The following is an 11,179-nucleotide window of genomic DNA, read 5'->3' on the forward strand; positions in this document are numbered from 1 at the left end:
TTTTTAACTACAAAAACAGATGAACAACTTTTACTTTTTGGTTAACCGGAGGTTCTATTTTCTATTCTCTTAATATTTCTTCGTTTTTATTAAACTTAGTCATATTTCTTACTTATAATTTATTTTTACCGGACAACAGTGGTTTCTAATGCTTGTTTACTTTGAGTTTTTATATGTTTACTGAATTTTTCATTTACCACTGATGTAAATAAATCGACATTATTGATTTTGTTACTTCTCATTTTTATTCTCTTGTGTTTTTTTGCAGCAAATGTTATTTAAATTTTTAATTAATGTCAATTAATTTTTCAGAGGTTTCATTTAAATAATAGTGGAAAGCCTTACAAACTCCATACATTTTGTAATAGCAAGTCAGCAGGAATCTTTAACTGTACAAAATAAAAAAGCCCGATTTCTAACTAAAATCGAGCCATTTCCGAGCTGGCAGGCGGAGTTGAACCGTCGACCTGCTGATTACGAATCAGCTGCTCTACCAACTGAGCTACGCCAGCATTTTATGGCGGATAAATCTCCTTTTATTAAAATTGTTCAACAAACTAAATTATGCTGAATTGTTGTGTGTTTATTTAATATTTAAAAAGAATTACATCATTTAAAAATATTAATAATTTTTAAACGGCATCGTTCAATTTATATATTTATCGCAATTTCTTTTTATGTCGATTCTTTCTTAATCTTTTTTTTCTTTTATGAGTAGACATTTTATGTCGCTTTCTTTTTTTACCGCAGGGCATTAAATACCTCCTATTTTAATTTGATTCTATTAAATGTTTTGCTTTACTTCCAATCTCTGAATTTTCATTTATTGCTATACTTTTTTTCCACCAGTATTTTGCTGAGTCTAACTTTCCTTCAGAAAAATTTACAATACCAAGGTTAAACAATCCAATTTGATGTTGTGGATTTATCCTTAATCCTTTTTTCATCTCAGTTTTGGCATTATTATACAACTTTAATTCATAAAAACAAACACCTAAATCAATATGAACATCTGCATTTCCCGGATTAGACCGAAGATACATTTTATAATAGTTAATTGCTCTCTCAAAGAATCCTGAATCATTTAGTTTATGAGCTAAGTCTAAAACATTAGCGATGTTTGTAGTATCGTTCCTTGTTAGAGTTTCCAATTCCTCAATTTTTTGTATCTCTTCCAAGTTTATTTTGGAATCAATAACATTATTACCTTGCATCTGCCGAACAGGATTTGAATCAAAAACTCCACTTACCCAAAGTAATATGAAACCAAAGATAATTAGCCCCCCTGCTATCCATATTATCTGGTTAATATTCAGAGTTTTATTTTTTTCACTAACTATGTTTGTTGCATTTGATTTGTTTTCTTTAGCGCCAGGTTTAGAAAACTTTTGTTCACGATTTTGCTTCTTCTCTTTAAATGCAAGGACTTTATTTTCTGCCAGTTTTATCTTTTCGGAAGCAACATCTTTTTCCTTCCCCGATAATTTAGCACCACATTTTTCGCAAAAACCATTATCTATTGATGTATCTTCTCCGCAAACCTCGCATATATATATAGTTTTTACCGGTCTTTTATCTAAAGATGTATTAGTGAAATCTTTTTTATTCTCAGTAACAAATACACCACACTTTGGACAAAACTTAAAATCATCATTAAGAACTGTGTTACAATTTGAACATCTCATCATAGCGTAGCTTTATCTTAGCTTGTCTTCAAACCTTCTGCAACAATGGATTTAAATTCTTTAGAAAATTTAAATGTAGGAGCAAAATGTTCTTCAATAAAAACTTTTTGACCAGATTTAGGATTTCGAGCAAGCCTTCCTCTCTTTTTTCTAATGCCATAGCTTCCAAATCCGCGAATCTCTATCGCTTTACCTAACTTTAGTGACTCAATCACTGTCATTAAAAATCCATCAACAATAACTTCAGTTTCAAGTTTTGTAATACCGGTACCTAAAGCAATTTTTTCAACAATATCAGCTTTAGTAATATGTTTCATTATACTTTCTAAATTATTTCTATCAAAATCTTTGTTAAAATTATTATTTTTTTCGCTAATATCAAAATTTATAAAGAGTTAGGTAATGCAAACTTGAAAGAAAAAAAGTAGTATTTTCTTCTAAAAGATAATTTATTATAACAATCTACGGAACAATAAAAGTGTCCCACTTTGGAAATCAATCTCAAAACAGAACCTTAAAATCCTTAAAAATTGCTTTTATCAACTAAAATATGCTGGCATAATGATTGATTTTAATATTAAAAAAATGGAGAATACAAATGGGATTGTTACCAATTATCTTTACAGCACTAACTATTTTTTCAATTAGTTTAATTGTTGTTCTAAGTATCTCATATGTCATTTACAAATTAAGACCAAATCATAGAAAACCGCTTATTCAAGATAATCAAATAGAAACTTTTAGTTTTCCTGGGAATTCTAATGAACCATCGTACGATTTTTTACTTCCAGTAAATGATATTTCGTATTACCAGGAACCAAAGACAAAAAGAAATTTATCACGCAATAATTATAACAAAAATGAAAACCGCTTTGAAATAGTTAATGAATACCATACGAATTATTACCACGCAGAACCAATTAGCCAATCATTCACAAAAAATTTTAGAAATAATCAAAATACAACTAATGTGTTTGATAACTATGCTGATTTTTCATCAAATGATTTAAGAATGTTAAAAGTATATAGGTCATAATAGTGATTTTGATAGGTTATTGTTTCAATTTCGATTTCTTTAAACCAAAATATTCTATAAGAATTTTCTCCTAAATATAAATTATATCCATTTTTTCAACTTAGTCAATTCACTTGTCCAACCCATACTTTTCTTCTTATTTCAGTCAGAATCTTTTAATTCTTATATTCATCATACAATTAATAAATTAGGAAAGTTATGATAGTAGATATTTTAAAAATAGAAGGTATGAACTGCAACCATTGCGTAATGGCAGTCAAAAAGGAATTATCAAAATTAAATTTAAAAATTATTGATGTATCAATAGGTTCAGCACAAATTGAGTACGATGAATCGAAATTACCAAAGGAAGATATTTCCAAAGCAATTTCTGAGGCTGGTTATAGGCTTGTTTAAGGCAAGGTTATTAAAGTAACAAAGATCATGGGTGAATTAATAAAATATAACGTTCCAGTGGAAGGAATGACTTGTGCAAGTTGTGTAGCCCGAGTTGAGAAAGCTATCGGGAAACTGGATGGGGTTACTAACGTTAATGTAAATTTTGCGACTGAAAAAGCAAGTTTTGAAATTGATCCTAAGAAAATTGATTTTAGTAAAATTGCAGGTATTGTTGAAGATGCCGGTTACAAACTATCTAATGTAGAAAAATTTCAAAAAGAAGATTCACAAAATGAAATTGATTTTAGTCTAAACAACGACTTTTTCCACGCAATAAAAAAAGATTTTCGATTCGCTTTACTTTTTACAATTCCAATCTTTTCAATTTCTATGTTAATGGAATTCAATTGGTTTCACCAATTATTCCCGGTATCGATGGATTACATCAATAAAATTTTATTAATTTTAACTACACCTGTTGTTTTTGTATCAGGAAAAAGGTTTTATGTTGCTTTCTGGAACAACCTAAAACATTTTGCGGCAGACATGAATTCCTTAGTTGCAATTGGTACCGGAACTGCATATGGATATAGTTTATTGGCAACTCTCTTCCCTGTTCTTATTACAAGTAGTTTTAAGTTACCACACGTTTATTATGATTCTACTGCTGTAATAATTACTTTAATTCTACTTGGTAGATTTCTGGAAAACCGTGCAAAACAAAAAACAAATTCCGCTATAAGAGAATTGTTGGAATTGAAACCTAAAGAAACATTGGTTAGAAGAAATGGAAATGAAATAAAAGTAAAAGTTGATGAGCTTGTTCTTAAAGATATTGTTATAATAAAACCGGGCGAAAAAATTCCTTCTGATGGAAAAATAATTTCCGGCTCCACAACCATAGATGAATCAATGGTTACAGGTGAATCCTTTCCACTTGAAAAAGGAATTGGAGCTAAAGTTATTGGTGGAACAATAAACAAGAATGGAACTTTTGATTTTGAAATTACAGCTTTAGGAAAAAATTCTGTCCTTGGGCAAATAATAACTTTGGTAGAAGAGGCTCAAGGTTCGAAAGCGCCAATACAAAAACTTGCAGATAAAGTTGCCGCTGTTTTTGTTCCCGTGGTTGTAGGAATTGCAATTCTAACATTCATAAGCTGGCTGGTATTTGGAGATGAAAATTCTTTTAACTTTGCTTTAATAAATTTTGTAGCTGTATTAATTATTGCTTGCCCATGCGCTTTGGGATTAGCAACTCCAACCGCTATTATTGTGGGAACTGGTTTAGGTGCAAAACATGGAATTCTGATTAAAAATGGTGAGAGCCTGGAGCTAGCTCATAAAATTTCTACAATTATAGTAGATAAAACTGGCACCTTAACCGAAGGTAAACCTTTGGTAACGGATTTAATTACAAACAATTTTTCTGAGGAAGAATTGTTATGCCTTGCTGCTTCTGTAGAAAACAAATCTGAACATCCTATTGGGCAGGCAATTGTAGAATATGCGCAGATAAAAAAAATCGACTTGAAAAATTTGGATACTTTCCAAAACATAACTGGTAATGGCATTACAGCACTGATTGGTAATACAACTATTCTTGTTGGCAATGAAAACCTATTGAAAGAATACTCAATAAAAAATGAAAAATTTAATAAAGAATTTTCTGATCTGTCAAGCGAAGGTAAATCCACAGTTTTTGTAGCTATTGATGGTGAAGTTAAAGGAATAATTGCCGTTGAAGATCCGATAAAAGCCAATTCCAAGGAAGCAATAGCTGAATTGAAAAAAATGAATATCAATGTTGTTATGGTTACTGGCGATAATCAAAAAACGGCGGCGGCAATTGCCAAACGTGTTGGGATTGAAAATTTTTCTGCTCAAGTACTGCCAGAAGATAAATTAAAAATTGTAGAGAAATTCCAAAATCAAAATCACGTTGTTGCAGTTGCCGGAGATGGGATAAACGATTCGCCCGCTCTTGCTAAAAGCGATGTTGGGATTGCAATGGGAAGTGGAACTGATGTAGCAATAGAATCTTCTGATATAACTTTATTAAAAGGAGATTTGATGAGCATAGTCAAAATGATAAAATTATCCCGAAGAACTATTAGAATAATAAAACAAAATCTTTTTTGGGCTTTTATTTTTAATGCAATTGGTATTCCTTTGGCAGCACTTGGTTTATTAAATCCAATGTTTGCAGCGTTAGCAATGTCTTTCAGTTCAGTTTCAGTTGTAAGCAATTCTCTTCGTTTACGCAAATCCAAATTCTGATTTCAGAATTCCTCTAATATCATTTCCATTCTTAATTCAAAAACTCATTTGAGATATTTCCGAAAATAAGCTATGTTAGTTCAGGAAAATAACAGGTGATGATAATGAAACTAATACCAACATTGTTTTTTTTGGTTTTCGTTATTGAAATAAATTATGCACAGATAATTACTAACGAAACAAGAACCAGCAAAGATTCTACCGGAAAGGTCGTTAAAACGGAGTCCGTTGTAATTTCAAAATCAGAAGATATAACTCCAAGGAATAATCTGTTAGCAATTAGTCCCCTTACATTTATACTGTTCTATAATATTTCATACTATCATAGGTTTTCCAATAATATTGGCGGAGGAATTGGATTACGGCTGCCCACAATAAGTGGAATAGATGGTTTTGGCGTTAATGCTGAAGTACGATTTTATCCTTCTGGAAAATCCTTGAAGGGATTTTATTTTGCGCCAAACATTTCTTACAAGGAATTAAGATCCGAGGGATCGACAATAACTCCATTTTCTATTGGAGGTTTGGTTGGATGGCAATTTTTCTTTGGAAGCGAGTTTGCTCTTGGCGTTGGTTTAGGAGTGGATTACTATTTTGTTAGTTCAACTTACAATGATAATTCTTTTCATTCATATTCAACCAAAGGAACTTTTCCGGATATTCGCTTAGATATTGGTTATGCCTGGTAATTTTTAGAACTCAGAAAACAGAATACAGAATACAGAAAACAGAATTTTATAATTCTGATTTTACATCTTCGGTAATCTTTCCAGGAATGAACTATTGCTAAGAACGGCAAAAGTTTCCGTCTTTCTAAGTTCATCAAGAGTAAAGCAATTCATATAACTCATTGCACTTTTCAAACCATCAGAAATACTATCAATTACATTCTTCACTGGTCCTTTGTAAGGAACCATAGTTTCTTCACCTTCAATAAATTCATTTCTCATTTTAACGCCAAAAGATGCTGAACCACGGTATTTTTTCCAGAGCTGCCCATTGTATTTTATAACTTCACTTGGAGTTTCTTTAGTACCTGCCAGCATTCTTCCCAGCATAACTGAATCAGCACCAAGAGCGATTGCTTTTGCAACATCACCAGAACTTTTAATACCACCATCTGCAATAATTCCAATGTTTAACTTTTGTTCCTTCCTTGCAAATAAAACATTTAACAAAGATGAAACTTGACCAATTCCAATTCCAGTTTGAATGGAAGTTGTGCAAACGCTACCGCTGCCTATGCCAACTCTTACTGCATCAGCACCGCAATCCACCAATTGTTTTAAACTTGCACCGTGAGCAATATTTCCAACCAGCACTTTTACATTAAACCGTTTTTTTATTTCTTCCGTTTTGCTTAAGACTGCCTTGTTGTTCGCATTAGCTGTATCGATGCAAATAACATAACCTTTCGATGCAAGTTTTTCAACAACCTCAATTTCAGTATTAAGAGCAATGGAAACGCCCTTAATTCCATCTACAGCTCCAATATTGTTAAGATCATCGGATAATGAGGAATCAAAGCGATTTAAAATTCCAAGGCAACCAAGCTCAGTTAATTCCTTTGCCATTGTTAATCCTGTTACAGTATCCATCGGACTTGATAAAACCGGCACACCTAATTCCAATCCTAAAAAATCAAGTTTTGTTGAAGCATCATTTCTGCTTCTTACTCTGGATATTTCAGTTGGTATAAGACTTATGTCGTCGTAGGTTAAGGAAAAGTGATATTTATTCAAATCCGCCTTGGAATATATTTTCATTTAATGCTCCTTTTTATTATCAACACAAATTATTCAACCTTAGCCGCTAATTGAAAGTTGCTTCGTACAGTTAAATACAAAATAAAGGCGAGATAAAATCTCGCCTAATAAATTCGGTGACTAATATATAACAATATTTATTTTTCAGCAAGCAGCTTTTCCATTTCATCAAGCAATTCGTTCATCTTTTTAATTGTCTGCTTTATCGGTTCCGGAGAATTCATATCAACACCTGCAGCTTTTAAAACATTTATGGCATAATCGGAATTACCAGCTTTAAGGAAATTTAAATACTTATCAATTGCCGGTTGTTTTTCCGTTTTAATCTTTGCTGCAATTATTTGCGAAGCTGCATAGCTTGTAGCGTATTGATAAACATAGAAGTTATAATAGAAGTGCGGAATCCTTGCCCAGGTATATGCTTCTTCATCATCAACAATCATATCCGGTCCCCAATACTTCTGAACAATTTCTTTGTAAAGCGGGGTTAGAGTTTCAGCAGTAAGTGCTTCTCCCTTTTCAGTTTTTTCATGAGTAACCTGCTCAAACTCAGCGAACATTGTCTGTCGGTAAAATGTAGTAGTGATATTAGTTAAATATTTTTCAATCAAAGCTAATTTTTCTTCTTTGGATTTAGCTTTATCGATCAAATAATCAAGTAACAAAGCTTCATTGCAGGTTGACGCAACTTCGGCAACAAAGATTGAATAATCAGCATACGGAAACGGCTGTGTCTGCCCGGTATAATATGAATGCATGTTATGCCCCATCTCGTGTGCAAGAGTAAATACATCATTCAATTGATTATTCCAGTTAAGAAGTACATAAGGATGAACTCCGTAAGTTGTTCCGGAGGAATAAGCACCACTCCTCTTTCCTTTAGTTTCATAAACATCTATCCATCTATTATTGAAAGCATTGGTTAGATTTTTAATATAATCTTCTCCCAATGGTTTTAATGCATCTTTCACCATTTCAATTGATTTGTCATAAGGATATTCATCCTTAATTCCAGGGAAAAGAGTAACATAAGCATCATATGGATGTAGCTCTGTTAATCCAAGTACTTTTTTTCGCATCTTAGCCCAACGATGCAATGGTTCCAGATTTTCATTTACAGTTTTTACAAGATTATCGTAAACAGAAACCGGAATATTGTTCACATCAAGAGATGCTTCGCGTGATGATTTGTATTTTCTTGCGGTGGCATTGAAAATATGCGTTTTAATTTCACCATTAAAAAGAGTAGAAAGTGTATTGCGATAATCCATATATGGTTTATAGTATCCCCTGTAAACTCTTTCGCGATAAGTTCTATCAGTTGAATATAATGCGGCTCCATATCTTCCAGCAGAAATCTGAATATCATTACCTTTAGAATCTTTTACTGTTGGAAATTGCATATCAGCATTTGTAAACACACTAAATGTATTTTCCGGGATCTGATTAACCTGACTTACCTGTGCTAAAAGTTCTTCCTGTTCCTTTGGTAATGTATGGGCTTTCATTCTAATAAGATTTTCATATTGATGTTTATAAACTTTTAATTCTTTGGATTCGTCCATAAACTTTTCAATTTTTTCATTTGGAATACCAAGCAGTTCTGGACGGATGAATGAACTTGCTGCAGCTACCTTGGAAACAAGCTGGCTGATTCTATCATAGCGTGCTAATCCAACTGAGTTAGCTAAATCCAAATCCTTTGAAAGTGAGGAATACAAATAAAGTTTGCCGATTTTTATTGACATTTCATCATCAAACTTAACTGCAGCTAATAGTTCGATAGCAGAAGTTCCAAGTTTACCTTCGTACTTTTTATAGTTTGCAATGTTCTCATCAATCCATTTGAAATCTTTCTCCCACAAATCCTCTGATGTATATATATCAGCAAGATTCCAGGTATACTTAGCTTCAATTTTGTCTCTGGTTGGTAATTGTCCAGAATCCTGGGCAACAAGTTTATCTTGAGTAAAAAATAATAATGGAAGCATAAAGAAAAATTTTCCTATTAATTTATGATTCATTGTAGTTCCTTTCTTTTTAATCTAATAAAATAATTAATCAAAAACTTTTTCTAATGCCTGATAATTAGCATGCAGTTTTTCAACTGAACTTAAAATCATTTCGTTCTTTTCAGTTTTGCAAATTTTTTCCAATCCTATAGAAGCAGCCAACAAATTTGCAGCAGCTTTTTTAAAATTTTCGGTCCGGTTTTCCAGACGTTTAGAAAGTTTTGCATTGGTAATTGCCTCTGCTTTGGCAACAAATTCTTTGGTTACACTTTTAATAGCCGAATAATTTTTATTTGGCAAATCTTTATGATAAACTACATACAACACTTTATGAAATTCCTCAACTTCCGGAAGCACAGGTCTAATTAGTCTAACCATCATTTCATATTTTGCATGAAGATTTTCTGCTGCATTAAGTAATGCTGCATCATCAACGCCTTTTGCAGCAATATTATATTCATCTACTACTGTTTTTAGTTCGGCGATTCCTGCTTTCCACTTTTCCTGCTTGTCTCTTAAAATTCCAGGTAGCTGTGCTGCAAAAATATTATCAGCCAGTTTATTAATTTCCGGAACAAAACCACGTAACGCATTAACATCCTTATCCGGATATGCAGTATGCCACATTGGATAGATCACTTCATGAAAGTCAGATAATTCTTTTACTTCGCCACTTATTTCGTGGGTAAGGGAATCTGGTTGTGCAAATTGTAAACTGTAAGAAAATATAACACAAACCAACAGAAGGAATAATTTTATAGCCATTAAAAACCTCTCTTTATTTTATTAGAAAAATTAGCATAAAAACGAATAAATAAAAAATGAATTAATCAATTTGAATAATAGAAAGCCCTTTGTTAAGTTACAAATAGCTTTAATGCTACATTTTTGAAAAATATCTTGAACTTAATATTGTTCATAATCCTGGTATTAGATTAGGAAAAATTTTTTAAAAAGGAAAATGCTTTAGTGATCAAATATTTAATCGTTTCATTCGGTGCAGCAATTGGTGGCAGTTTAAGATACTGGTTATCTAACTTTATTTATAAATTTCTGCCAATTTCATTTCCATACGGAACTCTATCAGTTAATCTTATTGGAAGTTTTTTAGTTGGACTCTTCATGTTTTATTTTGATGAACGAGAAATCATAAGTCCAAACATTAGGCTTTTTTTAACAGTTGGATTCTGCGGCGGATTTACAACCTTTTCTACATTCTCGCTCGAAACAATCAATCTTTTACGAGATTCAGAATTCTTGTTTGCTGGTTTAAATATTTTTTTAAACATTGGTTTATGTTTGGCTGGTGTATATCTGGCTTACATTATTTCGAAATAAGGAATACTAAAATGAAAATTGAAGGTGAAGCAAAGCTATTAAGAATTTTTATCGGTGAATCAGATAAAAGTCATTCAACAAACGTTTATGAAAAAATAGTAGTTGAAGGAAGAAAAGCTGGATTAGCTGGCGCTACAGTATTTAAAGGAATAATGGGATTTGGAGGCGCAAGTAGAATTCACACTTCAAAAATTCTTCGTCTTTCAGAAGATTTGCCTCTGGTAATAGAGATTGTTGATGAATCTGCAAAGATAGAAAGCTTTATTCCAATGATTGATAAAATATTTGAGGAAACAAACTGTGGTGGATTAGTAACCCTGGAAAAGGTAGAAATAATAAAATACAGTACAACAAAAAAGCATGCTGATTCTTTATAACCATTTATTAAGCTACATTACGCAGAGGACAAGAATTGTTCTTAATCTTGCTCCATCCACAGCAGGTAAACTTAATCATAATCTTAATCTGCTTTAAAAACCCAATAACGTGTAAGAGCAAGATTAAGACTGAACATTAACTTTTGCGTAAGATAAGTTAATTAATAACAGGAACACACCGCAGCGTGTTCCTGCATATACATTACCTTTTATGTTGTTGGTGTTTCCGGCGGGTTCTGAGTATTAGATGAAGAATCATCCTTTTTATGCCTTGTCCCTAAATCAAGAACCTGCCGTACGTTCTTAT

The 11,179-nt window shown here is 32.2% G+C and carries 11 protein-coding genes and 1 tRNA gene; 6 read left to right on the plus strand and 6 right to left on the minus strand.

All coding sequences use genetic code 11. The features are described 5' to 3' along the window. Positions 1–439 precede the first annotated feature (439 nt). The 3 genes from NTX22_15640 to NTX22_15650 all read right to left on the minus strand — a co-directional run bounded on the left by NTX22_15640 (position 440) and on the right by NTX22_15650 (position 2,002). Positions 440–512, minus strand: a tRNA-Thr gene (locus NTX22_15640). Between the two features lie 258 nt (positions 513–770). Further along, a complete protein-coding gene (locus NTX22_15645; GenBank protein MCX6151958.1) occupies positions 771–1,688 on the minus strand; it encodes a zinc ribbon domain-containing protein in 918 nt (305 codons plus the stop codon). A 14-nt stretch (positions 1,689–1,702) separates the two neighbouring features. After that, entirely contained in the window at positions 1,703–2,002 is a 300-nt protein-coding gene (locus NTX22_15650) for an integration host factor subunit beta (GenBank protein MCX6151959.1), read from the minus strand. Between the two features lie 281 nt (positions 2,003–2,283). Between NTX22_15650 and NTX22_15655 the strand changes: the two genes are divergently transcribed. The 4 genes from NTX22_15655 (at position 2,284) to NTX22_15670 (ending at position 6,068) form a co-directional block, all read left to right on the plus strand. Beyond that, positions 2,284–2,721 carry a hypothetical protein gene (locus NTX22_15655; protein ID MCX6151960.1) on the plus strand — a complete coding sequence of 146 codons (438 nt, stop codon included), beginning with the start codon at positions 2,284–2,286 and terminating at the stop codon, positions 2,719–2,721. Positions 2,722–2,919: 198 nt separating this feature from the next. Next, entirely contained in the window at positions 2,920–3,117 is a 198-nt protein-coding gene (locus NTX22_15660; protein MCX6151961.1) for a cation transporter, read from the plus strand. Between the two features lie 27 nt (positions 3,118–3,144). Next, positions 3,145–5,379 (plus strand): heavy metal translocating P-type ATPase, encoded by a 2,235-nt coding sequence (locus NTX22_15665; protein MCX6151962.1) that lies wholly within the window; start codon positions 3,145–3,147, stop codon positions 5,377–5,379. Positions 5,380–5,483: 104 nt separating this feature from the next. Then, the gene (locus tag NTX22_15670) at positions 5,484–6,068 is read left to right on the plus strand and encodes a hypothetical protein (protein MCX6151963.1); all 585 of its coding nucleotides are present in this window, start codon (positions 5,484–5,486) and stop codon (positions 6,066–6,068) included. A gap of 60 nt (positions 6,069–6,128) precedes the next feature. Here the strand turns inward: NTX22_15670 and NTX22_15675 are convergent, their stop codons facing one another. The 3 genes from NTX22_15675 to NTX22_15685 form a co-directional block, all read right to left on the minus strand. Continuing rightward, positions 6,129–7,145, minus strand: coding sequence for a guanosine monophosphate reductase (locus tag NTX22_15675; GenBank protein ID MCX6151964.1), 1,017 nt, complete (start codon positions 7,143–7,145; stop codon positions 6,129–6,131). Between the two features lie 137 nt (positions 7,146–7,282). Then, positions 7,283–9,169 (minus strand): oligoendopeptidase F, encoded by a 1,887-nt coding sequence (gene pepF / locus NTX22_15680; GenBank protein ID MCX6151965.1) that lies wholly within the window; start codon positions 9,167–9,169, stop codon positions 7,283–7,285. Between the two features lie 33 nt (positions 9,170–9,202). Then, positions 9,203–9,922, minus strand: a complete 720-nt coding sequence (locus NTX22_15685) for a hypothetical protein (GenBank protein ID MCX6151966.1) — start codon at positions 9,920–9,922, stop codon at positions 9,203–9,205. A 204-nt stretch (positions 9,923–10,126) separates the two neighbouring features. On the opposite strand from NTX22_15685, the gene crcB reads away from it, so the two are divergent. Then, a complete protein-coding gene (gene crcB / locus NTX22_15690; protein ID MCX6151967.1) occupies positions 10,127–10,495 on the plus strand; it encodes a fluoride efflux transporter CrcB in 369 nt (122 codons plus the stop codon). An 11-nt stretch (positions 10,496–10,506) separates the two neighbouring features. Beyond that, positions 10,507–10,872: a DUF190 domain-containing protein gene (locus NTX22_15695; protein ID MCX6151968.1), complete on the plus strand. Its 366-nt coding sequence runs from the start codon at positions 10,507–10,509 to the stop codon at positions 10,870–10,872. Positions 10,873–11,179 lie beyond the last annotated feature (307 nt).

This window comes from Ignavibacteriales bacterium (assembly GCA_026390815.1).
GTDB lineage: Bacteria > Bacteroidota > Ignavibacteria > Ignavibacteriales > SURF-24 > JAPLFH01.